The following is a 25,992-nucleotide window of genomic DNA, read 5'->3' as shown; positions in this document are numbered from 1 at the left end:
CAGCACATCACCAGGCGAAGCCTCCCCGGATGGGGCGACGGAATCATCTGGAACGAACTCCACCACACCACCCCCTACAACAACACCTGGGACTAACCGGCCAGACACACAATTTGTCCTTTAACCCCAAAAACGCAGTGGCGCGAAGCGCCCGGCATTTCCGAGGCCAAGGAAGTTGTTGAGGCGGCGTAGCCGCCGACACCAGCGCAACAAGCCTGTGTTGCAAGCACAACGACGCAGACCGAGCGAAATGCCCGGTTTGTGAGGCTCCTTTGAAAAGTAATGCTCGGATTTCTTCAGTTTCGGATCAGGGGTGTGTTCGACTCAGGAGCGTGCACGAATGTACGGTCTAAGCCCACCGAGCCTAGTCTCCCGAAATCCCAAAACGCCAAGACCAGCGCAAACACTTAAACGCCCTGCCGACAAACCTCTGCCTAACCGGCTACGCCGTACATTCGTGCACACTTCCGCGAGTCCCGCACGGGTTTCGCTCCCTCACCGCAAGCTTTTTACCGGTGGGGACGGGCCAAACTGGTAAATTTACCAGTTTGGCCCGTCCCCACCGGTAACTACAGAATCACCGGCTCGGGGACAAGCTCGACTTCGAAGGTTTCGCGAACCCGCGAGACGACGTAGTCCGCCAAAGCACGAATTTCGGCGGCGCTCGCTCCCCCGCGGTTCGTCAGCGCTAAAACGTGCTTCGTGGAGACCCCCGCCCCCGACTCGGGCAAAGCGAATCCCTTCGGAACTCCGGAATGCTCAATCAGCCAAGCCGCCGACAACTTCACGGCGACATCCTTCGCCGAACCAGCATCTACCGCACCCTTCGCTGAACCCACAATCTCAGTCGGGCAATCATCCGTAGCTGTCAGGCGACCGTCATCCTCCGAGCAATGTGGTTCCGCCGCACTAGCCATACCCGCAGATGACCTCGACTTCAACCCAGTCTCTCTCTCCAGCCCAGCCGAGCCGGTCTCGCCAACGGAGCCACCCGCAGAGCCATTCTCCCCCGAAATACCGCTGTTTTTCCGCCACACCGACGGCATCATCGCGGCCATAATTTCTTCATAGCTCCGCGGCCGCGCCACCTCCCATCGCGGCGCTTCCGCGGGTAGACCACGCAAAATCGGCGAGTCTGCCGGAACAATCGGGTTGGTGAAGAAAGACCCCGCCGACCAGGTGTCATGGTCGGCAGCATCCAGGACCATACCCTTGCCGCGCCGCAGTTCCAAAACTGCCGCCCGCACTGCTTCCAGGGGCGCCCGCTCCCCGAGTTCCACCCCCAAAGCCGCGGCGAGCTGGGAATAGGCCACGGGAGACGACTCCGTTGAGCGCTGTAACTCCAGGTCAACCCCCAAAACAATCCAACGTCCGGTCGCTCCCCCGAGCGCTACCCGTGACCTCTTCAAAATCGAATCCCGATACCCGAAGGCCATATCCCGCCGCGCCAGGTAACAAATCTTGCTCCGCACCCGATCCCAGGCTGTCAAACCGATAATGACGTCCCCAATCTCGGCGCCGTAGGCGCCGATGTTCTGCACCGGCGCGGCTCCGACCGTCCCGGGGATTCCGGACAGCGCTTCGATTCCGGAAAACCCTTGCGAAACCGCATATTTCACCAGGTCATCCCACATTACTCCCGCGTCGGCGCGAACGATAGCGGAGTTGGCTCCGATACTATTCGGATTGGGGAGGTTGTCCGGATGGCAACTGTCCCGCCAAGAAATCGTCAAATCCTCCGGATCAGTGACAACGACAACCGAGTTACGCGCGTCTTTGATGACCATGCCGTCGAATCCCTCGTCGCGCGGCAGCGTGTTGGAGCCCCCGCCGAGGAACAGAAGCGGAACTTTTGACCGGTCCGCTAGGGCTACAGCCGCGGTCAAATCGGCGGTATCGGTGGACTGGTAGAACCGTTTTATCGCCCCTCCGACCCGGAAGGTACACAGTTCAGAAAGGTTTTTGGCGGAGCTAGCTAAATCCACTTTTCCTCATTATTCCGGCAAAATCTCGCCGTGGTCGTAGTTGTAATCATGGCCAGAGTCATCGCGGCTTCCCGACGCCGGCGTTCTCGGCTGCGGTGGCTTCGCGTAGCCCGTCGGGTAGACGGTCCGCGGGTCGATAGTCTCGTCCGGGCCGTCCGCCGAGTAGGAGCCAGCCGGTGCGTAGGAGCCAGCCGGTGCGTAGGAGCCGGCCGGTGCGTAGGAGCCAGCCGGTGCGTAGGAGCCAGCCGGTGCGTAAGAATCCGTGGGGGCGTAAGGGTTCAACGGAGCGTTGGGGTCAGCAAGGGGGTAAGCGGCTACAGCGGAGGGGTCAACAAACGGGTATGCGGTTGACGTGGCGGAGGGGTCAACAAGGGATTGCCAATCTGCAGGAGCGTTCGCATCAACCGGCGCACTCCAATTGACCGGTGAATTCGCATCAACCGGAGTCAACGGGAATTGACCATCCCAGGCCGGTCCCACGTAGGGCATTTCCGGATTGGCCGGAGAAGGAGTACCGGTCGGATTCTGCGGAGCCGCCCCAGTCCCGCCGACTCGTCCGGATTCCAAGTATCCCCTGGGGCCGCCCAGATAACCGTAAGGCTGGGCGTTCTCTCTATAAGCCGTTGCAGCGGCATCCGCGCCGGTGGCGCTGCCCCAACCGGCGCCACCCCAGTCAGCGCCCAATCCGCCCCAACCAGCTTCCGCGCCGTAGTAACCCCCAGAGGGATCCGGAGACCCACCCCCGTAGCCGTATTCTCCGGCGTAGGGGTCACCGTATCCGGCTCCATACCCGTAATACCCGTAAGTGTTACCGTAGGCCTCAGCGGGATATCCGTAAGGGTCGTAGCCCCCATACTCGCCGTAGTCATAGCCGCCGTAACCGTAGCCGTCAGCGCCCCCGAGGCCTCCGGAGTAAGGGTACTCGAATTCCTCGTAGCCGTAACCGTAGCCGTAACCATCGACTCCCTCAAGGCCACCCATCCCGTAGGGGTCATATCCGTACACTTCTAGGGCATATTGCTCCATGGCTTCGCGCTGGGCCTGTTCGGCTTTTTCAAGTTCCTTTTGTTCGTCGTAGTTCTCCCAGGCAGCAATCGTTTGCTGATCCAAGCCCACGGCGGTAGTGGCTTCGGTTTGGCCGAGCAAATTCCGCAAGCCCTCATCGACATCTTCCTCGCCCGCTTCGTTTTCCCCTTCGGCGCTGTCAGCAACGGCGACCCCGGGAATGAACCCCTTGGCAAAATCGAGGCTGCGTCCCCAAGTCCCCGTCTCGGGAGCAACCGGCACCAAGTTAGAAGCCACACCCTCGTTCAGAGTCACCCGCCGTTCCACCAGCTCCCGCATGGCCTGGCGAATCTCGGACAGTCCCTCCATCTCCTCTACCGACAGCGGCACCCCCGCACGGTCCGCGACTTTGGCCATATAAACATAGGCGGAAAAGACCTCCTCGGGAGCGGAACCGGTGCCGGGTCCGGTGAGATCCTCACGGGTGGGCCGGTCAGTCAGAATAGCCCACAAATAGTTTCGCGGCGGTTTAGGGATTGAACCCGTGATGATTTCGTCCTCATCCCAGCCGAGCACCTTACGGAAATTCTCGAGACTGAAAAGATCGGGCTCTCGCTTGGAGGACAAGACCCGTTCTTCCAGGTTGTGCATGACTTTCTGGGCCGGATCGAGGTGTTGAACCAAGAACCAGCTCGGGAGTATCCCCAGGATGAGGGTTCCGAGAGATATCGTCCAGCTCAGAACGAAAGAGAAAGCCGAAATCCAGAAAGGCGCCGACTCGTATTGGAGCTGGGCTAGGAACTGAATACAGCGTGAGACCCCTGCGCCAAGGAAAATGGTGGAAGCCTGTTGGACGTGACCGAGGTCGAGACGCCGCCGTGCCATGTCTATCGCCAGGGGAACCCCGGGGATGGGGGCGCGCCACGAAATACGATATTGAATATAGAGAGACAAGAGGATAAAGAAAACGCCCTCGATGGTGTAATAGAAGGTCGTTTGCAGAATCTCATCTGCTGATACTGAAGACGAAGGCGGCTTGAAGAAAACCCCTCCCACGACGAGGGCTATTTCTGTTAGGAACCACACCAAAATCACGAAGGCCCAAGCTCGCAGGCGAATCCGCGGGGACACTTTCCAGCCGCGATTCGGGAACCAGTCTATCGGTCGGGGAAACCACACGTGGACGCTGAAGAAAAAGGGAATCAGGAACGAAATCCCAACGATCAAAACCACGATAGTAGACATGTAGTTCGCGATAATATCCGAGACAAGACCCGCAGAATTCATATAGGCCAAGACTGCCGGTGTCTCCATGACCGCGAGAATCGCCAAGACAATAGCAATAGGGTAGGTCCACTGCATCTGGTTGATGGCTCGCCGGTGATGCATCGGCACGGCACGAGGCACATGAGGGCGCATTACCGCCAGGATTACGATGATAATCATTGCGAAAGGAACCGGCCCCCATTTAGCGAACAGTTGGATTGACCACGTCACCACGTTGGAGGGGGCCATTAACCAATCTGAAAACACTGTTCACTCCTTGTCGGTGGTCTAGTGCCGGGGCTTGCGTTACCGGCCGCGGTTCTTTGATGCCGCCCACGGTATCACTGTTACCGGTCAAGAAACCCGCCATCCAGGAGTCCAGGGTAACATGCCCTATTTTATCGCCTATTCTTTAGTTGGCGAGCTGTTTAGCCAACTATCGATGTCTTCTTGGAGTTTTTTCTTGGTGTCGGGCGATGCTAGGGAGGCGCGAACAGAGGCACGGGCGAGATCTGCGAGCTCAGAATCGGTGAAACCGTGATCCTCGCGAGCGCTTTCGTATTGATCCAACAGTCGGGACAAAAACAGCAACGGATCGTCCGCCCCGAGCGCGATGGTGGCGCCGGCTTTTGCCAATTCAGCAAGGGGGACGTCCTGGAGGGTCGCGTAAACCCCGAGCGACACGTTGGAGGCGGGACAGACTTCTAGAGCAATGTTCTTGTCGATAACGCGTTTCAGAAGCTCAGGATCCTCCGCGAGTCGCACCCCGTGGCCGAGACGATTCGGGTGCAGATCGCGCACCACCTCGCGGACGTGTGCCGGCCCGAGCAGTTCGCCTCCGTGGGGGACCAGGGTGAGCCCGCCGCGCTTGGCGATTTTGAAGGCCGGGGCGAACTCGGCGGTCACTCCAGCGCGCTCGTCATTTGAAAGACCGAAACCGATGACTTCTCCGGGCTGGTCTCCCGCATAGTGGGCAGCGAGCCTGGCGAGAGTCCGGGCGTCAAGCGGGTTGCGGGTGCGGGAGGCCGCTACAATGACCCCGACTTCCACGCCGGTCTCTCGAGTCGTGGCGCGGGCTTCGTCAAGGATAATCTCGAGAGCCGGCGTGAGACCGCCCACGTGGGGGGCGTAGGAAGTGGGGTCAACCTGGATTTCGAGACGGCGGGAACCCTCCCTAGCATCGTCTTCGGCAGCCTCGCGGATAATCCGCCGCATGATGGCTTCGGAGTTCACCAAGGCGCGGGCGAGATCGTAGGAGCGCTGGAACCGAAACCAGCCGCGTTCATCAGCCGGAACATGGAGCGGGTCGCCTTCGCCCATGAATTTTGGGAGGCGCGCGCCCTGCTCTTTTGCCAGTTCCAGGAGGGTCGCGGGGCGCATGGCGCCGGTGAAGTGCAGGTGGAGATGCGCTTTCGGCAGCTTCGCTAGGTCTCGTCTCTTTTCCATCGTCCTTAATCTTACGCGTAAAGCCGCGTGATCACCCCTCTGCCGGCTGTTGTCCGCGGACGCTCGGTATTGGTTACTTTGTGCTTCGGAGCCGCTTGGCCGTCGGTCGGGTCAGGTTCGTGCTCGCGTCGCATTCACTTCCGGTTTGTGGGTCTCGGAGCCGCTTGGGGGACGACCGCTCGGCCCCTAGTGAACGATCACGTTACGTAACCCACTCACTAGGGCGATGCGGAGCGTTCGGGAGGGCTCGCAGCAGCGGGGCGCGGCGGCAACACGAGCCGCCGCGTAAAACGGCGGAGCCGAATAAGAAACGCGAAAGCGTTTCCGGCGAAGCACCGTTTGAGAAAGGGCCCTATTGTGGCGGGGAGCGAAGCGACGCCGACACAATGTGGGCGCGGTGGCATCGCGCGGAGCGCGAGTGAGCCACCGCGTAACTGGCGGAGCGGATCAAACGACGGCAATTAGCCGTCGTCCGCGAAGCACCTAATAAAAACTCCCTCGCTGGCTGCAAGAGCCCCTCCCGCGCGACGCAAGCCCGAACCGGCAAGAGAAATGCACCGACCGCGACGCGAGCCCGACCTACAGAGCGAACGTGGAGCATGACGGATAGGGGAAAGGATGCGGAAAATCGTACTTTGGGACGATGATTTCGCCGAGCAGCAAAGGGAATTGGCTGCTAGCATGAATTTGTGAGAAATCATTACAACGGGTTGAAAACGGCTGCACTTATCGGCTTGCTGTGGATGGTCCTCCTTATCGTCGGAGCGCTTATCGCCGGCGGAACTGGAAACCGGTTCTGGATTCTCGTTTTCGGCGCTATCGCCCTGGTTCAAACCGTTGTCGGTTATTGGAACTCCGACAAGATCGCGCTGCGCTCCATGCAGGCGCGCCCCATTACTCAAGCCGAAGCCCCCGAGCTTTACCAAATTGTTGAAAGCCTCTCCCAACAGGCCGGACAACCCATGCCCGCCCTCTACATCGCCCCGACCAAGACCCCCAACGCCTTCGCCACTGGACGCGACCCGGAGCACGCTGCGGTTTGCGTCACCGAGGGCATCATGGATCTTCTGGAACTGCGCGAACTGCGCGCCGTGCTCGGCCACGAGCTTTCTCACGTCTACAACCGCGATATTCTGACCTCTTCGGTGGCAGCAGGAATCGCCGGTGTTATAACCTCGATTGCCCAGTTCGCCTTCTTCTTTGGCGGGCGGGACCGCGAAGACGGAGGGACAGGGATTTTGCTAGCCCTGGTCGCCCCGTTTGCTGCCACCTTGATTCAGTTCTCAATCTCTAGAACCCGCGAGTTCGATGCCGATGAGGACGGAGCCAGGCTCGCGAATGACCCACTGGCTTTGGCTTCGGCTCTGAAGAAACTCGAAACCGGCATTGCGCGCCGTCCACTGGCTTCAAGTCCCGAGCGCCAAACAGTGGCTTCGATGATGATTGCGAATCCCTTCAATGTCCGCAATCTATTCTCTACCCACCCGCCGATGGACGAGCGGATCCGCCGCCTTGAAAAGATGGCCGGCTACTAAACCGGCACCAAGCGGGACAAGATAAGTCCCAACCGCGCAGACCCCGTCTCCGCAAGAAGACCCGCTTATTTCGAGGATCCCGCTTTCGGAGGATTCGGTTTCGAGGACGCTTCGGGAAGTTTGTCGAGTCCGGGATTGTGGAAAGTCTGCCAGCGTGCGAGCGGGAAATATCGCAACAAGGCGCGGCCCACCACCTGGTTTTCATCGACGAATCCCTGGTTCAAATCGTCTTGGTGATACCGAGAATCTCCCGAATTGTCGCGGTTATCGCCCATCACCCAGTATTTCCCTTGCGGAACCGTCACATCGAAAGGGAACGGCATCGAGTCGAGCCCGTCTTTGAGGTACGGCTCATTAAGCGCCACCCCGTTGACGACGACTTGGTTCTTCTCGTTACAGCAACTCACCTCATCGCCGCCCACCCCGATGACCCTCTTGACGAGATAGCCGCCGGCGTATTCGGGGCGAATCCGCAAGAAGCGCAGCCCCTTGTCCACGGCCTGCCCCACCGCGGTCGCGTCGAAACCGGTCGGATTGTCGTCCTTATACTCTACGGGCAGCCAGTCATAGCGATCCTCGAAAACCACGATGTCACCGCGACGGACCGGCTGGAAGTTCTTCATCTCCGAGACCACTATCTGGTCACCGCGCTGGAGGGTATTCTCCATCGATTCGGAAGGAATCTTGAACTGCTGGAACATGAAGGCTTTGACGAAAGTTGTGAGGACAATTGTGATAAGAACGCCGATGATAACGTCTTTCCACCAGGGAGACTGGTTCTTTTCTTTCGCGGATTTCCGGCTTTTTCTCGCCGGTATCTCTCCCGTGGCCTCGCTCAAACTTTCATTCACTCCCCGATTCTATCGTTTACGGGGCAAGCTGCGCGCTTCGGCGTTAGAATTTCAGGTATTCGAACGCAAAGGAGCGGAATATGTTGTTCTTTAAACCGAAGAAGGCGCCGGTCAAGGGCGCAGTCGTGTTGATTACCGGAGCGGGATCCGGTATCGGCAGGTTGATGGCTTTGGGGGCAGCCCGCCGCGGGGCGAAAGCCGTCGTGGTGTGGGATTTGAACGGGGAGGCGGCCGAGCAAACTGCTGCCGAGATTTCCGAGATGGCCCTTGGTGAAGCCGGATCTGGTCGCCAGATTCGCGCTTCGGCCTACACCGTTGATGTCACTAACGAGGATGCAGTCGTGGCGGCGGCCCGCGAGGTCTTGGACGAGTACGGGCGGGTGGATATTCTAATCAACAATGCGGGAATCGTCACCGGCAAGCCTTTCTTGGAGACGACCGGAGCCGAGGTCCAGCGGTCTTTCGAGGTCAACACGATTTCCCACTACCGGATGGTGCGCCAGTTCCTGCCGGGGATGATTGCCCGCGACCGCGGCTCGGTCGTGACGATTGCCTCAGCGGCGGGTCTCGTCGGAGTGCCGCGTCAGTCCGATTACAACGGCTCGAAGTTTGGGGCGGTGGGTTTTGCCCAGTCACTACGTCAGGAGCTGCGCCACATGGGGTCGCGGGTGCATACCTTGCTGTATTGTCCGTATTACATTTCGACCGGCATGTTTGAGGGGGTCAAGACGAAGTTCCCGCTGGTGCTACCGATTTTGACGCCGGAGCAAGTGGCCCGCCAGGTTTTGGACGCGATTGAGAAGGGCACCCAGTTCAAGGTGCATCCCCCGATTGTACGTCTCGTCCAGATTTTGCAGGCTTTCCCCGTTCCTTTCATGGACGCCATTGTGGAATTCTTCGGCGTCGCCGACACCATGGACGATTTCACCGGTCGTAAGTAGAGCAGTAGCCGTTAAACGAAGGCCACGATTGGCCTTCGTAGGCGAAGCTCCTCTGAGTGCGCCCGCGCCCTCCCTCCGGACTACTTCAGGCGGTTGATTTGGAGGTGGGCGAAATCGACGAGAGCAGATTTTACTGCACTTTCGGGAATTCCTTCCAGGTGGGCGACCGCGCGGTCAACCCACTGGGACGCGAGCTCAACGGTTTGCGCTGTCACTTCATGTAGAGCCAACCTCTCGACGGTCTTCGCAAGCAACTCGTCGTCATCGGTACCCTCCAGGTCCTGGATGTCGAGAAGCAGCATCGCATCGGAGGCCGAAGCCGTCCCCTCGCTGGCACGTTTCTCAAGTAAAAGCACCGGCAAAGTCTTCGTCCCGTCACGCAAATCCGCGCCGGGAGTTTTTCCGGATTGCCCGACTGTCGCTTGGAGATCTAAAACATCATCGGCAATCTGGAAGGCCACCCCGAGATCCTCCCCAAAATCGGTCACGGCCGCGACCACGTCCTCAGAACATCTGGCCAACACGGCCCCGTAATGGGCCGCAGTTCCAATCAACGCGCCTGTTTTCTCCCGCAGCACCCCGATATAGAACTCAATCGGATCGTCGGCCTCAGATGGCCCAAAAATGTCGTGCATTTGTCCCAGACACAACCGCTCGAAAGTCGTAGCGTGCTGGGCCACCAACCGCGGACCGAGCGTCGAAATAATCCGAGACGAGCGGGCAAAAATCAGGTCACCGGCCATCACCGCGAGCGTGTTGTTCCACTTCAGATGCGCCGCTTCCACCCCGCGGCGCACGGTTGCGTCATCCATCAAATCATCGTGGTAGAGCGACGCCAAGTGGGTGAGCTCGACAGCAACCGCGCCGTTGATAACGTCAGCGCTGAAACTGTCACCTGTTTCGCCCAGCATCGCTGCCAGGAGCGTCAAAACGGGGCGCATCCGTTTCCCACCGGCAGACCTCAGATGGGACACCAGATCCGTGGTCTCAAAATCCAAGGTGCTGGTTTCCGCGGTCAGCCGCGTTTCGACCGCCTCCAAACCGGCGCGAATCCGCGTTTCTAAGGCCTCGCGCGAATCAGCCTCCTCACGCGAGGAGGCTGATTCGGAGTTTGCTCTGGTTTCGCTCACGGATTCAAGGCTACGCTACCGCAGCGAATAATCCCAAAACCGGCTGGGCAACGAGGCCGAGAGCGACGGTTGCCACTGCACACACGATAACCACGAACTTCACGAGCATGTCGCCCGGGTCAGTTGAGGTGACGGTGGCGGTGTTTTCGCCGGGTTCAGTAAAGTACATCCGCAGGATGAGGCGGAAGTAGAAGAACGCCGTCACGATCGAGGCAATCAAGCCGACCAGAACCAAGGCCCCACCGCCGAGGCTCAAGCCTTCTTTGAAGACGAGGAACTTACCGATAAACCCACCGGTCAACGGAATACCCGCGAAAGACAGGAGGAAAATCGCCATGGCGCCAGCCAGAGCCGGATGGCGCTTGCCCAAGCCGTCCCACGCCTCGAGGCGAGAGGCCTCCCCTCGCACGGTCCCGTCCGCGTCCGCGTCGCGCACGATCGAGATGAGACCGAAGGCGCCGATAGTCGCGACCCCGTAGGTCAAGACGTAGAACTCTACGGCGGCAGCCGCCCCCACGCTGAGCCCAATCAGCGCCACGAGAATGAAACCGACGTGGGCGATGGAGGAATAGGCCAACATGCGCTTGACGTCCGTCTGGACAATACCGAGGAAGGTCCCGACGACGATGGTCGCGATGATCACCACCCACAGGAGCACGCTCAAATCCCAAGACAACAAACCAAAGAGTGTCATGGACAGGCGCACGAGAATCCCGAAGGCCGCGACCTTGACTCCCGCAGCCATGAAGCCTGCAATCGGCGAAGGCGCGCCCTGATAAACATCGGGAGCCCAAGCGTGGAAAGGAACGGCACTGACCTTGAAGAACAGGCCAACCAGGAGCATCGCCACCCCGACCAAGAGCATCCAATCCAGTCCCGGCGCCACCGTCGCAATCTGGGTGATGGAGTAAATCCCGAGAGTTCCGGTAAAGCCGTAAATCAGCGCGATACCCATGAGGAAGAAGCCCGAAGCATAGGCACCCAAGAGGAAATATTTGAAGCCAGCTTCTTGAGAAAGCAAGCGGCGACGCCGACCCATCGCGCTCATGACATAGAGCGGCAAGCTCATGACTTCGAGAGCCACAAAGAGCATCAACAAGTTGCCCGCCGCGATGAACGACATCATGCCGCCGGTCGAGAACAGCATGAGGATAAACATTTCGGTTCGCTGGTAGCGCGTCTTTACCGCATAGTCCTCTTGGGGAGAACCGGGCATATCAGCGGGCTGCGGGGCGAAAGATCCATCACCGGGCGTGGCGCGTCCGAGAACCACCAGCGCCGCCAGCAAAGCCACGGCGAGAAGAATCCCTTGGAAAACCAAAGAGAGCTGGTCTTCGACCATGGTTCCCATCGCGATCTGGCGCCCGCCAGTTTCGCCGAGAGTCCGGAAACGCCACACCACCAGGGCCAGGGCGACAATCAAGGAGAGAATCATCAAGGTCGCATTAATGCCGTAGCGGACCTTCGCGCTCGGCAGCGCCTCTACGAGAGTCCCCAGTACAGCCGCACCCATGATGACGATAATCGGGGCCAGAGCATCCCACTCGACCACAGGAGAGTTGACGATGAAAGGAAGAATCGAGCTAAACATTATTTCGCGCTCCCTTCACTCGCGGGTGAGGCATCTAAGACGGTCAAACCACTGGTTGACTGGGCCGCAAACATCTCGGCCGCATCGGGCTTCAACAACTCCAGGGTCGGGCCGGGCAAGAACCCGAGTCCCAACATGGCCAGGACAATCGGGGCCGTGATGAGTTTCTCGCGCCACCCCAAGTCCGGAGCCTCCTTCACGCGCCCATCGATGGGGCCGGTGAAGATCTTTTGGTAGGGCAACAAGAGGTAAACCGCGGCGAGAACCACGCCGAGAACCGCCACAATCGCTGCCGCGAGAGACACGCGGAAGGTTCCCACCAGAATCAGGTATTCGGGGAGGAATCCGGACAGGCCCGGCAAGCCAATCGCAGCCAAGCCTGAGAACAAGAACAGGCCAGCCAAGGTCGGAGTGACTCTCTGGAAACCGGAGTAGGCGGCGATTTCTTGGGTGCCGCCGCGTTCCGTGAGCCAACCGGACAGGAGGAACATCCCGGCGATCGAAACGCCGTGAGCCACCATGTAGAGCATGGCGCCTTCAATCGCGGTCTGAGAGCCCACGTACAGAGCCATCACCATGAACCCGAAGTGGGAGATGGAGGTGAAGGACACCAAACGCATGAGGTCTTTTTGGGCAATGGCAGCCATCGCACCCCAGAGGATCGAGATAATTGCCAACACGATAATCACCGGCGCCACCTTCGCAGAGGCCGCTGGGAACAACTGCCAGCAGAACATGATCATGCCCCAGGTACCGACCTTGTCGAGCACGCCCACCAACAAAACCGAAGTGCCACCGCGGGCAACCTCCGCAGTTGAAGGCAGCCAAGTGTGAACCGGAACCATCGGCGCTTTAATCGCGAAAGCAATCAGGAAAGTCACCATGATGAACATGGCGTAGGGGCTCGCCCCGAGGTCAACTTGGGTCAAGGTGTCCATGTGGAACAGTCGCGCCGAATCTTTGACCGACCCGGACGCGGTGACGTAGACCGCGATGACGCCGAAGAGCATCACCAAACCGCCGGCCAGCGAGTAAAGCACGAACTTGATGGCGGCGTGGCGACGCTTTGCTGCGTCCCCGTGGCCGAAGCGACCCACCAGGAAGTACAGCGGAATCAGCATCCCCTCAAAGGCGATATAGAACAGCAACAGGTCGCGCGCGGCAAAGAGCAACACCATGAACGCCTCCAGCGCCAAGATGAGCCCCGCGTAACCGGCGCGTGAATCGGCGTCCTTGTCTTCGGACCAGGAGGCGAGAATCACCAAGGGCGTCAGCGCGGTTGCCAAGATAATCATGACCAGGCCGAGCCCGTTTACTCCCAGAGCCCAGGACAGCCCAATCGCCGGAATCCACGAATAGGTCTCCCCGAGTTGGAAGGCCGGAGCCTCGCCCAAGTCAAAACCGGTGAAGGCCGCGACGAGAATCCCGACAAGTTCCGCCACCGCGATAACCAGGGCGATCTCACGACCGGCTGGACGCAGGGGTTTCACGAGCCACAGCACGAGCGCAAAGACCAGCGGCAAAGCCACCAGGAGCGACAACCAGGGAAAGTTGGTCGTGGTCGGAATCGTTGTTTGTGAAAAAACCATGTTCATCCTTTTATTACCTCAGTTCCTCACAGCCTCGTCACGATTACGAGACAGAGAGCCAAGACCGTTCCGGCCAGGGTCCAACCGGCGTAGCGCCGTGGCGCTCCCGAGTGGAGACCCGCTCCGAGTTTTCCGAGCGCGAGGGATAGTTTTCCGGAGCCTTCCACGACCCCGTCAACCACTTTCGAGTCGGTGACTTCTACGCCGTCAGCAAGGGCCATGACCGGAGTGACAAAGAGTTTGTCGTTGACCTGGTCTTGGTAAAGGTCATTGCGTGCTGCTGTGACGAGAGCGCCGGCAGCCGGTACGGCCTTTTCTACGGGTCGGCGCATGAAGAGCACGTAGGCAACAGCCACCCCGAAAACAACGACAGCGAGCGTCAGAATAATCAAAACGGTGGGCGGCAAAACCGGCTCGGGATGAGCCACTTCCGTCCCCCGAGTGCCCACCGCAACCACGGGGGCGAGCCATTCGACAAACAGGTTGCCCACCGACAGCAGCCCACCGGCCGCAATCGAGAATACCGACAAAACCAAGAGGGGCACGGTCATCCAGGCATTCGCCTCGTGGGGGTGAACCGGAGCGCCTTCTTCGGCAGTAGTCCAGCGGGCCTCCCCGTGGAAGATGAGGAAGAACAAGCGCGACATGTAGAAGGCCGTAATCCCCGCGCCGAACAAGGCCACCAGGCCAAAGACCCAGGGGTACCATTCGCCGAAGTTCGGGTTCGGCATGAAGGCAACTTCAATGATCTTGTCTTTCGAGAAGAAGCCGGAGAACGGCGGAATCCCCAAGATAGCGAGCCAGCCAACCAGGAACGCAAACCAGGTAATCTTCATGACCTTCGCGAGCCCACCAAAGCGGCGAATATTGACTTGCTCGCTCATGGCGTGCATCACCGTACCGGCGGAAAGGAACAACTGGGCCTTGAAGAAGCCGTGCATAATCAGGTGGAAGATGGCGAAAGCCCAGCCCACCGGGCCAAGACCCGCGCCGAGCATCATGTAGCCAATCTGGGACATCGTGGAGGCCGCCAGAACCTTCTTCATGTCGTCCTTCGCGCAACCGACAATCGCTCCGAACAAGAGCGTCACGGCTCCGATAATCGCGACCGCCAGGGAGGCACCCGGGGTCTGGGTGTAGATGGCACCAGAACGAACCATCAGGTAGACACCGGCGGTGACCATCGTTGCCGCGTGGATAAGCGCGGAAACGGGGGTTGGACCGGCCATGGCGTCGCCCAACCAAGCCTGCAACGGGAACTGCGCGGATTTACCACAGGCCGCGAGCAGCAGGAACAGCCCGATGAAGGTGGCCCAGCCGACTCCGGCTTCGCTCCCGAGGACGGTCGCGAAGTCGACCGAACCGAAGCGAGCGAACATCGCCATCATCGCAATCAGGAGCCCGAGGTCACCCACACGGTTCATGACGAAAGCCTTCTTGGCGGCCACCGCATTGTCATGCACCTGGTTCCAGAAGCCAATCAAGAGGTAAGACGCCAAACCGACGCCCTCCCAGCCGACGAACAACACCAAATAAGAGTTGCCAAGAACCAGAGTCAACATCGCGGCGACGAAGAGGTTCAGGTAGGCGAAGAAGCGGCGCCGATCCGTGTCGTGTTCCATGTATCCCACGGAGTAAACGTGGATCAAAGACCCGACGAAGGTCACGAGCATCACGAAGGCAATAGAGAGCGGGTCGAGCAACAGCCCGAAACTCACATCCACCGCAGAACCCGGCAGCCAGTGCCACAGGTTCACGGACTGGGCGCGCGCTTCGGGGGCGCGCCCGAGCATCTCCACCAGAACCATGACGCCGATAACGAAGGAAGCCCAGGGTGCGAGCATCCCGATCCAGTGTCCCCACTTGTCCGCGCGCCGCCCCAAAACCAGCAAGAACAGCGAGCTCAGAAGCGGAATCGCGATCATGAGCCAAGCGTAGTTAGCCGCGCCGGTGGCCTCACCGTATGAGACAGCCTCGCCCGCTGTGGGCAGAGTGTTTAGAAAAACATTCAACATATTTCTGCCTTCCCCCTTAACCGTTCAAGAGGTTGAAGTCATCAACGGAGGTCGTCCTCCGCGAGCGGAACAGGGAAACAATCAAGGCCAAGCCCACCACGACTTCCGCGGCGGCAACGACCATCACGAAGAAAGCCATGACTTGTCCGTCCATGTTTTTGTTGATTTCACCAAGAGCCGCCAGGGCCAAGTTACAGGAGTTCAACATAATCTCGACCCCCATCAGGGCGACGACGGCGCTGCGGTGCAGCAGCACGGTCAGGGCGCCGATGGCGAACATCGCCAACGCCACATAAACCAGGAACATCATCGTCATGCGTTTTCTCCTTTCTCCGCGGCTTCAGCTTCCGGGGCAGAACCCGCCGGAAGTTCCTTGGGGCGGGTGGATTCCACCAAGCCGCTCGGAAGTTCGGGAGCTGCCGGACCGGGCATCCCCCAGGCTCCAGACCGCGCCACCGTCAAAGTGGCCTCCTTGCCGTGCAGGCCAACGCCTCCGCTGGCTTCTTCAGCCAGAGCGCGCGCAGCCCAAGGCGAAGCCTCTCCGAGAGAGCGCTCTTCGCCACGAACGCGAACCACGCGCGGCACCGAGGAGATTTCGGGACGCTTGGTTTCGCCGTTGATGGCCGGAACATCCAGCGCATTGGTTTCGGCGTAAACGCCCGGGGGCACTTCCTGGCCAAGCATCAAGCCCTTCTCACGGTAGGCCTTCATGCGCTGTTCGACGATGAAGCGCTGGGTCAGGCGCGGGAGGAGGTAGTCAGAATGGGTCAGAGTCATGGCGCCGACCGCGGCGATAATGAGCAAGCCCGCGACCATCTCCATCGGGAAGTAGTAGGTGTTGATGAGGCTCGTAGCGATCTTGACCGGATTCGTGGCCGGATCTTGCTGGGGCGGAATAATCGCATTGATGGTCGTGTTGGCGGCGGCCACAATCGCGAGAATCGCAAAGGCGAGCATCATCAACACGGCTGCTAACACGGTGACTTTCTTCGAGTCCCGCGGGGAGTCCACGGCCTGAACCCCGACGAGCATGATGACGAAGAGGAACATCATCATAATCGCGCCGGTGTAGACCACGATTTGCACCGCCCCGAGAAACTCGGCGCCCACCGAGAAGTAGATGCCGGCAATGGAAATCATCATTCCCATCATGTAGACGGCGGCGTGAACCGCGCGGTTTGAAAACGCTACCGCCAGCGCACAAACGAGAGCAATCCCGCCAGTAATCGCCAAGAAAACCGCTTGTCCGGTCGGAAGTTCCGCGAGAGGCAGAGCGAAAGGAATCAGCGTGTTCATGCCTTCACCTCCTCGGCCTGGCGAGTCGCCACAGCCTTCGGTAAGGAAGGATCATCGGGCCGCTTCGCCTTCACCCAATCAATCTGGGCCTGCGTCGGACCGGTGACTTTCCCGTTGTAGTAATCCATATCGGTAGCGTCCTCCACCATCGGGTGCGGGGCTGCGATCATGCCGTCAGAGACGGGAACCAGAATCCGGTCTTTCTCGTAGATGAGGTCCTCGCGGTTGTCGTCCCAGATTTCGTAATCATTGGACATGGTCAAGGCCCGCGTCGGGCAAGCCTCAATGCACATCCCGCAGAAAATGCAGCGCAGGTAGTTGATTTCGTAGACCTTGCCGTAGCGTTCACCCGCGGAGTACTGGGCTTCGGGGGTGTTCGAGCCCGCTTCTACATAAATCGCGTCCGCCGGACAAGCCCAGGCACACAGTTCGCATCCCACGCATTTCTCCAGTCCGTCAGCCCACCGGTTCAGGTGGTGGCGTCCGTGGTAGCGCGGCTGGGTGGGAACCTTCTCGAAAGGCCACTGTTCGGTGGCGTAGGGGCGGAAGAAGTTCCGGAAAGTGACCCCGAAACCGGCCACTGCCTTCAACTGTTCGCCCAGGAAACTCTTCTTCTTGGGCCGCCACAGACTCGGATCCGCGTCGGTTTTCACCGCCGGCGCTAAAGTGTCCGGGGAGTCGGGAGTCTCGGTTTTAACCAAGTCTGACTCGTTTACTTCGCTCACTTTTCGTCCTTTCCGTCGGAGATTGCGGCCTCGACAGGGGCACTGGCAGCAACTTTAATGCGTCCGGCTCTCGGCGAGTCCGGCAGGGTTTGACCGGGAAGCGGAGGTACGGGGAAACCGTCTCGCATCGGGTCGAAGGGGCCGTTATCGACCGGTCTGGGTTTCTTGACCGGAATCAACAAGACGATAACCAGCAAGACGACACAGACCACCGCGACCGCTATCAAAACTTGGGTGGAAGAGAAGTTGAAGAACAAGGGCAGTGCCTTAATCCAGGCCACCGCGATCATCCACACGAAACCGACCGGAATGAGAACCTTCCAGCCGAGATCCATGAACTGGTCGTAGCGGAAACGCACGAGAGTCCCGCGCACCCAGACAAAGAAAGCGAACATGGCCCAGACTTTAATCCCGAACCACAGCACGCCCCACCACGGCGAGCCGGTCAACGGGTTCATGAAATCCCACGGCCACGGGGCTTTCCAGCCTCCGAGGAACATGGTCACTGCCACCGCCGAGACATTCATGATGTTGAGGTATTCGGCGAGGTAGAACCAGGCGAACTTCATGCCGGAATATTCCGTTTGGTGACCGGCCACGAGCTCACCTTCACATTCGGTCAGGTCGAAAGGCAAACGGTTCGTTTCCCCAAAGGCCGCAATGACGTAGACAATGAAGGCCGGTAGGAGCCCTAGGAGCCAAGTCGGGTCTTGTTGGGCTTCCACAATCTTCGAAGTCGACATGGAACCGGCCATGATGAACACGCTGACAAGAGAGGTGCCCATCGCGAGTTCATAGGAAATCACCTGGGCGGTGGAACGCACCGAGCCGAGTAACGGATAGGGGGAACCCGCAGACCAGCCGCCCAAAACAATGCCATAAACCCCGACCGAAGAGATAGCCAAAACCACGAGGGTCGCTACCGGAGAGTCGAAAAGTTGCAGTGGAGTCGAGATGCCGCCAATCGTGACATTCGGCCCCATCGGGATAATCGCGAGCACTGCGAATGCCGTGAAAGCCACCAGGAGCGGGGAGAGAACGTAGAGGAATTTATCCGCGCCCTTGAGCCAGAAGTCCTCTTTGAAAACCAACTTCCCGGCGTCAGCCACCGCTTGCAAAAGCCCGAAAGGACCGCGCACATTCGGTCCGGGACGGGTTTGAATCCGACCCAGCCCGCGGCGCTCCACCCAGAGCTGCATGATGACCCCGACAATGAGCAGCACCAAGATGATGACTGCCTTGATGAGGGAAATCCACCAGGTTTCCTGGCTGAAATCCGTAGTGTTCACTGCTGTTAGCAAGTTCATCTCCTACACCTCCGCTGCTTTCAGACTCACGAGCTGGCCGTAGGCCACTCCCAGGGTTTCGTGAGCCAATGATCCCGGCGAGCATTCCGGCATCCACACCACCCGATCCGGCAGGTCATCAAGAACCACCGGCAAGGTGACGGAACCCTTCTCGCCGCTCAACTTGACGTATTGGCCAATCCCGTTTTCTGCGGCAGTCTTGGCGTTCAGTCGCGCCACCGGCACGCGGGCAGAACCGGCCAAATCCGGTTCCCCGTCTTGGCAACGACCCGAATCCAGCAGGGGCTTCCAGGTCGCGAGAATCGCCTGACCAACCTCGGCCTGGGGGACTTCGAGAACCTCGCGGTAGGGAGCATCGGCCTTGGAGCCATCCCAACCGGTCATTTCTTGGTATTCCTTCAAGATGGCCTCGACCGAGTCCAGCCCGAGATCCACTCCGGCGGCCCTCGCGAGCAAGTTCATGACCTTCCAGTCGGGCAGGGCGCGAGTCGCGAGAGCCTGGCCGAAGGGGCACAGCCTCCCTTCCCAGTTCACGAAGGTGCCGGTTTTCTCATGCGGCGGGGCCACGGGGAGAACCACCTTGGCGAACTCGGTGACATCCGATTTACGCACCTCAAGTTGGATGACGTTTGCGGACTTTAGGGCTTCGCGAGCCTGTTCTGGGTTCTCGAGGTCACGCAGGTCTACCCCGCCCATGACGAGGGTTTCAAGGTTGCCCGAGGCGGCTTGTTCAAGAGACCACTTGATGCAAAACGCGTTTTCTTCTTCCAGAGAATCCTTGAGTCCCCAGGCCGCGGCCACATCGGCGCGAGCGGCGGGGTCGGAAACCAAGCGCCCTCCAGGGAGAAGCCCGGGGAACGCGCCCGCCTCGATAGCGGCCCGTTCTCCGGCGCGCCGCGGCACCCACGCCCACTTCGCGCCGGTGGCTTCCGCCAGTTCCATTGCGGTGTCGAGGGCTTCGGAGACGAGGCCGGCCCGTTCGCCGAGGAGAATCACCGCGCCGGATTGGCCAAGCGCCTCCTTGATGGCTCCGCGCTCGCCGGCGCCTTCGAGAATCTCGCGCAGAATCTGGGTTTGAGTCCCGGGCACTGCTTGGATGAGCTCCGCCTTCATCTTCTTCGCCCCGTTAGTCAAGAACGGCGCGATCGTTGCGATCTTGGTGCCACGGTTCAAGGCGGCTTTACGCAGGCGCAAGAACATGGTCGCGCATTCATCCTCGGGCTCGAAGTCCACGAGCAGGACAAACGGCGCCTTTTCGAGGTCTTGGTAAGTGACTTCCATCTGGCGCCCCGCCACGCGGGTCCGGATGAAGTTCATTTCATCAAACCGGAAGTCGCGGGCGCGGGCATCAATCAGGTTCGACTTCGCGACCACGCGCGCAAACTTCGACCAAGCGTAGTAGTCCTCGAGGGTCAAGTGACCGCCCGGGAAGAAGCCGACGCCCTTGCCGGAGGTCCTCGCCGACTGAATATACCCCGCAGCGGCGGCCAAGGCGGTTCCCCAGTCGGTGGGCTGGAGTTGCCCCTCAGCGTCCCGAATCATCGGGCGGGTCAAGCGGTCAGTCAGGGACTGCCACGGGAAAGCATAGCGATCCTTGTCGGAAATCCATTCCTCGTTGACCTCCGGATTTTGACCCGCGAGTTGGCGAGTCACGACTCCGCGACGCACATCGACGCGAATCTCCGCGCCGGAAGCGTCCTGGTCCGTGACACTCGGAGTGGAGATGAGGTCTTGGGGACGAGACCGGAACCGGTAGCTCGTATTGGTCAGCGCCCCCACCGGACAAATCTGGGTGACGTTTCCGGAGAAGTAGGAGGCAAAGCGCCGTCCCGACACGTCGCGATCTTTGACTTTCAGGTTCTCGGCATGGAGCGTTCCCAAAAGTCCGGGTTTTCCGCCCGGGCCGGTGAGCTGGGCCGAAGGAGACTGGGTCACCCCATCCGGATTCAAGTCTTCGTCGTAGATTCCCAGCACCTGGGGATCGAAAGCTCCGATGGTTTCACCCATGAATTCGTGGTGGTCGCGAGGCGAGGAACCGCCGCCGCGCCCTTGCAGATCCAGGAACGCATCTCCGGCAATCTCCTTGCCGAAACGCACGCAACGCTGGCACAGCACGCAACGCTCGCGGTCAAGCAGAATCTCGGAAGTGAGACGCAGGGGCTTCGGCCAAGTCCGCTTCGCATCAGTGAAACGCGAGGTCGGGTTACCTTCGAGGAAAGCCTGGTTTTGCAACGGGCATTCCCCGCCCTTGTCACAAACCGGACAATCGAGCGGGTGGTTAACCAAGATGAACTCGAGAATCCCGTTTTGCGCCTTGGCCGCGACCTCGGAAGACAGTTGGGTGTAGATCTCCATCTTGTCCGTGACAGTTGTGGAACAGGCCGGTTGCGGCTTCGGCATTTTCGCGATTTCGCCCTGACGGTTCGGGGAGGCAATCTCCACCAAGCAAGCGCGGCAGGCAGCGACCGGTTTCAGCAAGGGGTGGTCGCAAAACCGCGGGACATAGACTCCGGCTTGTTCACAAGCGCGAATCGCCAGCGTTCCCTTCGGGACACTCAAGGGCTTCCCGTCGACCTTGATGTTTACCATTTCAACGTCGCTCATTTATTCACCATCCTTTGCGGGGGCGTTGTTGAACACCACGGTCCGCTTGTAGGGGAACAACTCCCACGCCGGGGTGGTGTATCCCTTTTCGAATTCCTCACGGAAGTGCTTGATGCCGGAAGTAACCGGCGTGATGGCCGCATCTCCCAGCGCGCAGAAGCAGCGCCCGCCAATCTCGGAAGTGATGGACAGGAGTTTTTCCACGTCGCCTTCCTCGCCTTTACCGGCTTCGAGGCGGTGCATGATCTGTTTCATCCAGTAGGTGCCTTCGCGGCACGGCGTGCACTTTCCGCAGGATTCATGCTGGTAGAAGTCCACCCAGCGGCTCACGACGCGAACGACCGAGGTCGTTTCATCAAAGACCTGGATGGCGCGAGTCGCGAGCATCGAGCCTGCGGACACGACTTCTTCATAGGTGAGCGGCACATCGAGTTCATTCGGTGTGAAGATTGGCGCCGAGGATCCGCCGACCGCCCAGAACTTCAGTTCGTGGCCGTCGCGGATTCCCCCGCAGTAGGACAGCAACTGGCGCATGGTGATTCCGAAGGGAGCCTCGAACTGGCCGGGATGCTTGACGTGACCGGAAATCGAGAAGATGCCGTGGCCCTTGGATTTCTCCGTCCCCATCGAGGCATACCAGTTGTCGGAATACTTGAAGATACCGGCTACTTGGGAGATGGTCTCGACGTTATTGATGACCGTGGGACGGGCAAAGAGACCCTGGGCGGCGGGGAAAGGCGGCTTCAAGCGCGGGTGTCCGCGGCGCCCTTCGAGGGAGTCCAGAAGCGCGGTTTCCTCGCCACAGATGTAGGCGCCGGCTCCGGCGTGGGCGGTGATTTTCAGGTCACCAAGGAGGCCGGCTTCGGTTGCCTCCCGCACCGCCGCCAACAAGCGCCGGTAGACATGAGCCACCTCGCCGCGCAGGTAAACAAAGGCGTGTTCGCAGCGAATCGCGCGGGAACAAATTGCCATCCCTTCAATCAACGCGTGGGGGTTAGCCATAATCTGGGGAATATCCTTGCAGGTTCCCGGCTCAGACTCATCGGCGTTCACCACGAGGTAGCGCGGCAAGCCGTCATCTGGCGGAAGGAACGACCACTTCAATCCGGCGGGGAATCCCGCGCCGCCGCGACCGCGCAGACCGGAGTTCTTCACGGCTTCTAGAACCGCGGAAGGCTCCATGGTTTTGGCTTTTTCCAGCCCCTGGTAGCCGCCGTGGGCTCGGTAGGCATCCAGAGTCCAGGAACGATCCTCGCCCCACATGTCTGTGAGAATCGGGGTCAGAGGAATCTCACCGGCGGGGAAATCAGTCAAGTTCAGTTCACTCATTATTCGCCCTCCTTCGTCTCGGGGGCAGACCAGCCCGGATCGGCGGGAATCCCCCAGCCTTTCTCCGCGGCCACGCGCTTCCCGAGCAGGGTCGGCTCTCCCGCGGACGGCCCTTCGTCCGCCAGACCGTCTTCGAATCCGGCGAGCAAATGTTCGTTTTCTTTGAAAGTCGGGACGTGGTTCGGGCCGCGGGTCGGTTTCACCGGATTGCCAGCCTGGAGGTCATCAACGAGTTTCACGGCGGACTCGGGCGTTTGGTTATCGAAGAACTCCCAGTTCACCATGACTACCGGCGCGTAATCGCAGGCCGCGTTACATTCGATGGCTTCGAGGGTAATCTTGCCGTCGGCGGTGGTTTCCTCGTTTCCGACTCCGAGATGGTCACACACGGTTTCCCAAATCTCATCCCCGCCCATCACGGCGCAAAGGGAGTTGACGCAGACCCCGACGGTGTATTCCCCGTTGGGCTTGCGCTTGTATTGAGTATAGAAGGTCGCGACTGCGGAAACCTCGGCGGGATTCAATCCCAGGAGTTCCGCGCAAAGCCCGATGCCGTTTGGTGACACGTAGCCGTCCTCGGACTGTACCAGGTGCAACAGGGGCAACAGCGCCGAACGCGCGTGGCCTTCCGGATAACGATTGATGATTTCGCGGGCCTCTTTGGTGAGGCGTTCGCGGGTTTCGTCCGAATATGGTTTCATCGATCCACACCTCCAAATACCGGGTCGATAGTTCCGATGGCGACCACCAGGTCTGCGATCAGACCGCCCTCGCACATCATAGAAGCGGACTGCAGGTTGGAATAGGACGGGTCACGGAAGTGGGCGCGGTAGGGATGCGTTCCGCCGTCAGTAACGAGGTGGACCCCAATAATGCCCTTGGCGTGCTCAATCGTCTGGTAGACCTGGCCCGGAGGAATCCGGAAACCCTCGGTGACGAGCTTGAAGTGGTGGATGAGTTCCTCCATCGAGTTCCCCATAATGTGAGCCACGTGGTCGAGATCTTGGCCTTGACCGTCGGGGCCAATCGTGAGTTTGGAAGGATAGGCCACTTTCTTGTCTTGGACCATCACCGGCTCGCCTTCGCTTTGCTCCAAGCGGTCCAGCACCTGGTAGACGATGCGGATGCTTTGGTAGCACTCCTCAAAACGCAACTTGAAGCGGTTGTAGGCGTCCGAGTGGTTCGCGGTCGGGATATCGAAGTTGTAGGTTTCATACCCGCAATAGGGCTGGGTTTTCCGAAGATCCAACGGCAGGCCAGCGGCGCGCAGACACGGGCCGGTGAGACTCAAGGCCATCATGGCGGAAAGCGGGATGTAGCCAACATTCTTGGTACGCCCGATAAAGATGGGGTTGGCCATGATGAGGTCGCTCATTTCCTCAATATCGCGCTTGATGAGCGGAAGTTTGTCGCGAATCATCTGGACGGTGTCCGGCAAGAGATCGTTGGAGACCCCACCGGGACGCATGTAGCTATTGTTCATCCGCAGACCCGTGATGTGTTCGAAAATCCGCAGGATTTCCTCGCGGCCCCGGAAACCCGTGGTGAGCATGGTGGTCGCGCCAAGCTCGTTGGCGCCAGTGCCGATCGCCACCATGTGGGAGGCAATCCGGTTCAGTTCCATCAACAGCACGCGAATCTCGGAGGCGCGCCGCGGAATCTGGTCGGTGATACCCATGGCTTTTTCCACCGCGAGACACCAGGCCACCTCTTGGAACAGCGGCGCCACATAGTCCATGCGGGTGCAGTAGGCGACGCCTTGGTTGTAAGTCCGGTACTCCATCGATTTCTCGATGCCGGTGTGGAGATATCCGGTGCCGAGACGGACGTCTTTCACGGTCTCACCCTCGAGCTCCACCACCACGCGCAACACGCCGTGGGTGGAGGGGTGAACCGGACCCATGTTGATGGCGATGCGGTCGTTGTGGACGGATTCAATATCGGCGGCAATCTCGGCCCATTCGCCGACTTCCGCATTGTATTCCGGAAGTCCCGGCTCGTATTGCGGGGCTCCGGCAGTGGCGTGAATATCTTGTGGAGCCACCTCGGGATTAATGGTTTGTGTACTCAACTGTAGTTCCTCCGCGTGTCAGCCGGCGGTACGGTGCCGCCTTTGAATTGCACCGGGATTCCTCCCAGTGGGTAGTCCTTGCGTTGCGGGTGTCCGACCCAATCATCAGGCAGCAACGAACGGGTCAAAGCGGGATGACCCGTGAAGATAATGCCGAACATGTCGAAAGTTTCGCGCTCGTGCCAGTTATTGCCCGGGTAGATATCCACAATGGAAGGAATCTTCGGATCCTCATCGGGGGCGCTGGTTTCGATGCGCAGATTGTGGTTGTGGGTCACGCTCATGAAGTGGTAGACCGCATGCAGTTCTTGGCCTTTGGCTTCCGGATAGTGGACTCCGGAAACCCCGAGGCACAGTTCGAAGCGGAGGTCTTGGTCATCACGCAGTGCCTTCGCAACTGCCGGCATGGCCTCGCGGTTCACGTGGATAGTGAGTTCTCCGTGGGCGACGACGACGCGATCTATGACTTCTTTCGGGTCGAGATTGGCCTGGCGCAGGTCTTCTTCGAGGTAGTCCACGCAGTCATCAAACCAGCCACCGTAGGGTTTCGGGGACTGGGGCGGCATCCAGACTTCCTTTTGCAAAGTGGAATATCCGGAAGTGTCGCCGGTGCCGTGGGCTCCGAAAGGATTTTTACGAACCCCCATAAATTCGCCCAGGGGCTTCGCATAGGTCGGGAGGCTCTCAGTGACCTCGGCGTTTTCGGATTGGTTTTGGAGATCTTGAGTGGTTTCGCTCACGCCATCAGCCCCTTCATGTCTTCGGTCGGGATTGCCTTCAAGGCGGCGGCCTCGGCTTTACGGATGGCCTCTTCGCGGCGCTTACCAAGCGGGTCTTCCTTCACGTGGTCGCGCAGCGCGAGGAGCGCACCGAGCAGCATTTCGGGACGCGGCGGACAGCCGGGAAGATAAATATCAACCGGAACCACATGGTCGCAGCCTTGAACCACCGCATAGTTGTTGAAAATTCCGCCGGAGGAAGCACAAGCCCCCATGGAGATTACCCATTTCGGATCGGCCATCTGGTCATAGATGTTACGCATGATGGTGGCCATCTTGTGGGAGACCCGACCCGAGACGAGCATCACGTCAGCGTGGCGCGGCGAGGCGCGAAAGACCTCGGATCCAAAGCGGGCGATGTCGAAGCGGGGGGCTGCGGTCGCCATCATTTCGATAGCGCAACAAGCGAGGCCCATGGTGACCGGCCATAAAGACAGGCCGCGAGCCAAGTCAGCAACGGCCTCCAGAGGCTTACCGCCTTTTTCACTTATTTCGGGAGCAAAAATTGCCATTTGTTAGAGCCTTCC

The 25,992-nt window shown here is 59.7% G+C and carries 20 protein-coding genes; 2 read left to right on the top strand and 18 right to left on the bottom strand.

Translation table 11 applies throughout. The annotated features are described in order from the left end of the window. Positions 1–569: 569 nt before the first annotated feature. The 3 genes from FYJ63_RS02035 to FYJ63_RS02025 form a co-directional block, all read right to left on the bottom strand. Positions 570–1,985, bottom strand: a complete 1,416-nt coding sequence (locus FYJ63_RS02035; protein WP_154543301.1) for a UDP-N-acetylmuramate dehydrogenase — start codon at positions 1,983–1,985, stop codon at positions 570–572. A 9-nt stretch (positions 1,986–1,994) separates the two neighbouring features. Continuing rightward, on the bottom strand, positions 1,995–4,523 hold the full coding sequence (locus FYJ63_RS02030; RefSeq protein ID WP_154543299.1) for a hypothetical protein: 2,529 nt from the start codon (positions 4,521–4,523) through the stop codon (positions 1,995–1,997). A 138-nt stretch (positions 4,524–4,661) separates the two neighbouring features. Continuing rightward, positions 4,662–5,702: an adenosine deaminase gene (locus tag FYJ63_RS02025; protein WP_154543297.1), complete on the bottom strand. Its 1,041-nt coding sequence runs from the start codon at positions 5,700–5,702 to the stop codon at positions 4,662–4,664. A gap of 689 nt (positions 5,703–6,391) precedes the next feature. Between FYJ63_RS02025 and FYJ63_RS02020 the strand changes: the two genes are divergently transcribed. Continuing rightward, the gene (locus FYJ63_RS02020; protein WP_338106783.1) at positions 6,392–7,237 is read left to right on the top strand and encodes a M48 family metalloprotease; all 846 of its coding nucleotides are present in this window, start codon (positions 6,392–6,394) and stop codon (positions 7,235–7,237) included. A 65-nt stretch (positions 7,238–7,302) separates the two neighbouring features. On the opposite strand, the gene lepB is transcribed toward FYJ63_RS02020, so the two are convergent. After that, positions 7,303–8,088 (bottom strand): signal peptidase I, encoded by a 786-nt coding sequence (lepB, locus tag FYJ63_RS02015; protein ID WP_420846007.1) that lies wholly within the window; start codon positions 8,086–8,088, stop codon positions 7,303–7,305. An 80-nt stretch (positions 8,089–8,168) separates the two neighbouring features. Here lepB and FYJ63_RS02010 point away from each other — a divergent pair, with 80 nt between their 5' ends. Continuing rightward, positions 8,169–9,029 carry an SDR family oxidoreductase gene (locus tag FYJ63_RS02010; protein ID WP_154543295.1) on the top strand — a complete coding sequence of 287 codons (861 nt, stop codon included), beginning with the start codon at positions 8,169–8,171 and terminating at the stop codon, positions 9,027–9,029. A gap of 80 nt (positions 9,030–9,109) precedes the next feature. Here the strand turns inward: FYJ63_RS02010 and FYJ63_RS02005 are convergent, their stop codons facing one another. The 14 genes from FYJ63_RS02005 to FYJ63_RS01940 all read right to left on the bottom strand — a co-directional run bounded on the left by FYJ63_RS02005 (position 9,110) and on the right by FYJ63_RS01940 (position 25,977). Then, complete coding sequence (locus FYJ63_RS02005) at positions 9,110–10,081, bottom strand: polyprenyl synthetase family protein (RefSeq protein ID WP_338106784.1); 972 nt, start codon at positions 10,079–10,081, stop codon at positions 9,110–9,112. A gap of 88 nt (positions 10,082–10,169) precedes the next feature. Continuing rightward, positions 10,170–11,750 (bottom strand): NADH-quinone oxidoreductase subunit NuoN, encoded by a 1,581-nt coding sequence (gene nuoN / locus FYJ63_RS02000; RefSeq protein WP_154543293.1) that lies wholly within the window; start codon positions 11,748–11,750, stop codon positions 10,170–10,172. After that, positions 11,750–13,345, bottom strand: coding sequence for a complex I subunit 4 family protein (locus FYJ63_RS01995; RefSeq protein WP_154543291.1), 1,596 nt, complete (start codon positions 13,343–13,345; stop codon positions 11,750–11,752). Before FYJ63_RS01995 ends, nuoN begins: the two co-directional genes overlap by 1 nt. A 20-nt stretch (positions 13,346–13,365) precedes the next feature. Next, positions 13,366–15,354, bottom strand: coding sequence for an NADH-quinone oxidoreductase subunit L (gene nuoL / locus FYJ63_RS01990; protein ID WP_154543289.1), 1,989 nt, complete (start codon positions 15,352–15,354; stop codon positions 13,366–13,368). 16 nt (positions 15,355–15,370) lie between these two features. Beyond that, complete coding sequence (gene nuoK / locus FYJ63_RS01985) at positions 15,371–15,670, bottom strand: NADH-quinone oxidoreductase subunit NuoK (RefSeq protein ID WP_154543287.1); 300 nt, start codon at positions 15,668–15,670, stop codon at positions 15,371–15,373. Continuing rightward, positions 15,667–16,650 carry an NADH-quinone oxidoreductase subunit J gene (locus FYJ63_RS01980; protein ID WP_154543285.1) on the bottom strand — a complete coding sequence of 328 codons (984 nt, stop codon included), beginning with the start codon at positions 16,648–16,650 and terminating at the stop codon, positions 15,667–15,669. The genes nuoK and FYJ63_RS01980 overlap by 4 nt, the downstream gene beginning before the upstream one ends. Then, positions 16,647–17,375 (bottom strand): NADH-quinone oxidoreductase subunit NuoI, encoded by a 729-nt coding sequence (gene nuoI / locus FYJ63_RS01975; protein WP_407717232.1) that lies wholly within the window; start codon positions 17,373–17,375, stop codon positions 16,647–16,649. The genes FYJ63_RS01980 and nuoI overlap by 4 nt, the downstream gene beginning before the upstream one ends. Then, the gene (nuoH, locus tag FYJ63_RS01970) at positions 17,372–18,682 is read right to left on the bottom strand and encodes an NADH-quinone oxidoreductase subunit NuoH (RefSeq protein WP_154543283.1); all 1,311 of its coding nucleotides are present in this window, start codon (positions 18,680–18,682) and stop codon (positions 17,372–17,374) included. The genes nuoI and nuoH overlap by 4 nt, the downstream gene beginning before the upstream one ends. Positions 18,683–18,685: 3 nt before the next feature. After that, positions 18,686–21,286 (bottom strand): NADH-quinone oxidoreductase subunit G, encoded by a 2,601-nt coding sequence (locus FYJ63_RS01965; protein ID WP_154543281.1) that lies wholly within the window; start codon positions 21,284–21,286, stop codon positions 18,686–18,688. Then, positions 21,287–22,615 (bottom strand): NADH-quinone oxidoreductase subunit NuoF, encoded by a 1,329-nt coding sequence (gene nuoF / locus FYJ63_RS01960; RefSeq protein WP_154543279.1) that lies wholly within the window; start codon positions 22,613–22,615, stop codon positions 21,287–21,289. It lies immediately after the preceding gene. Beyond that, positions 22,615–23,316: an NADH-quinone oxidoreductase subunit NuoE gene (nuoE, locus tag FYJ63_RS01955; RefSeq protein ID WP_154543277.1), complete on the bottom strand. Its 702-nt coding sequence runs from the start codon at positions 23,314–23,316 to the stop codon at positions 22,615–22,617. Before nuoE ends, nuoF begins: the two co-directional genes overlap by 1 nt. Continuing rightward, positions 23,313–24,686, bottom strand: coding sequence for an NADH-quinone oxidoreductase subunit D (locus FYJ63_RS01950; protein ID WP_154543275.1), 1,374 nt, complete (start codon positions 24,684–24,686; stop codon positions 23,313–23,315). Before FYJ63_RS01950 ends, nuoE begins: the two co-directional genes overlap by 4 nt. Then, positions 24,683–25,426, bottom strand: a complete 744-nt coding sequence (locus tag FYJ63_RS01945; RefSeq protein WP_277025786.1) for an NADH-quinone oxidoreductase subunit C — start codon at positions 25,424–25,426, stop codon at positions 24,683–24,685. The genes FYJ63_RS01950 and FYJ63_RS01945 overlap by 4 nt, the downstream gene beginning before the upstream one ends. Then, a complete protein-coding gene (locus tag FYJ63_RS01940; RefSeq protein ID WP_154543273.1) occupies positions 25,423–25,977 on the bottom strand; it encodes an NADH-quinone oxidoreductase subunit B in 555 nt (184 codons plus the stop codon). The genes FYJ63_RS01945 and FYJ63_RS01940 overlap by 4 nt, the downstream gene beginning before the upstream one ends. Positions 25,978–25,992: the final 15 nt, after the last annotated feature.

The organism is Mobiluncus porci (assembly GCF_009695935.1).
GTDB lineage: Bacteria > Actinomycetota > Actinomycetes > Actinomycetales > Actinomycetaceae > Mobiluncus > Mobiluncus porci.
This window is presented reverse-complemented; position numbering and strand designations above follow the sequence as displayed.

Excerpts from the sequence above, each read along its gene's own strand:
- FYJ63_RS02025 (WP_154543297.1), bottom strand. The coding sequence starts at position 5,702 with ATGGAAAAGAGACGAGACCTAGCGAAGCTGCCGAAAGCGCATCTCCAC.
- FYJ63_RS02010 (WP_154543295.1), top strand. The coding sequence starts at position 8,169 with ATGTTGTTCTTTAAACCGAAGAAGGCGCCGGTCAAGGGCGCAGTCGTG.
- nuoN (WP_154543293.1), bottom strand. The coding sequence starts at position 11,750 with ATGTTTAGCTCGATTCTTCCTTTCATCGTCAACTCTCCTGTGGTCGAG.
- FYJ63_RS01995 (WP_154543291.1), bottom strand. The coding sequence starts at position 13,345 with ATGAACATGGTTTTTTCACAAACAACGATTCCGACCACGACCAACTTT.
- nuoL (WP_154543289.1), bottom strand. The coding sequence starts at position 15,354 with ATGTTGAATGTTTTTCTAAACACTCTGCCCACAGCGGGCGAGGCTGTC.
- nuoK (WP_154543287.1), bottom strand. The coding sequence starts at position 15,670 with ATGACGATGATGTTCCTGGTTTATGTGGCGTTGGCGATGTTCGCCATC.
- FYJ63_RS01980 (WP_154543285.1), bottom strand. The coding sequence starts at position 16,650 with ATGAACACGCTGATTCCTTTCGCTCTGCCTCTCGCGGAACTTCCGACC.
- nuoH (WP_154543283.1), bottom strand. The coding sequence starts at position 18,682 with ATGAACTTGCTAACAGCAGTGAACACTACGGATTTCAGCCAGGAAACC.
- FYJ63_RS01965 (WP_154543281.1), bottom strand. The coding sequence starts at position 21,286 with ATGAGCGACGTTGAAATGGTAAACATCAAGGTCGACGGGAAGCCCTTG.
- nuoF (WP_154543279.1), bottom strand. The coding sequence starts at position 22,615 with ATGAGTGAACTGAACTTGACTGATTTCCCCGCCGGTGAGATTCCTCTG.
- nuoE (WP_154543277.1), bottom strand. The coding sequence starts at position 23,316 with ATGAAACCATATTCGGACGAAACCCGCGAACGCCTCACCAAAGAGGCC.
- FYJ63_RS01940 (WP_154543273.1), bottom strand. The coding sequence starts at position 25,977 with ATGGCAATTTTTGCTCCCGAAATAAGTGAAAAAGGCGGTAAGCCTCTG.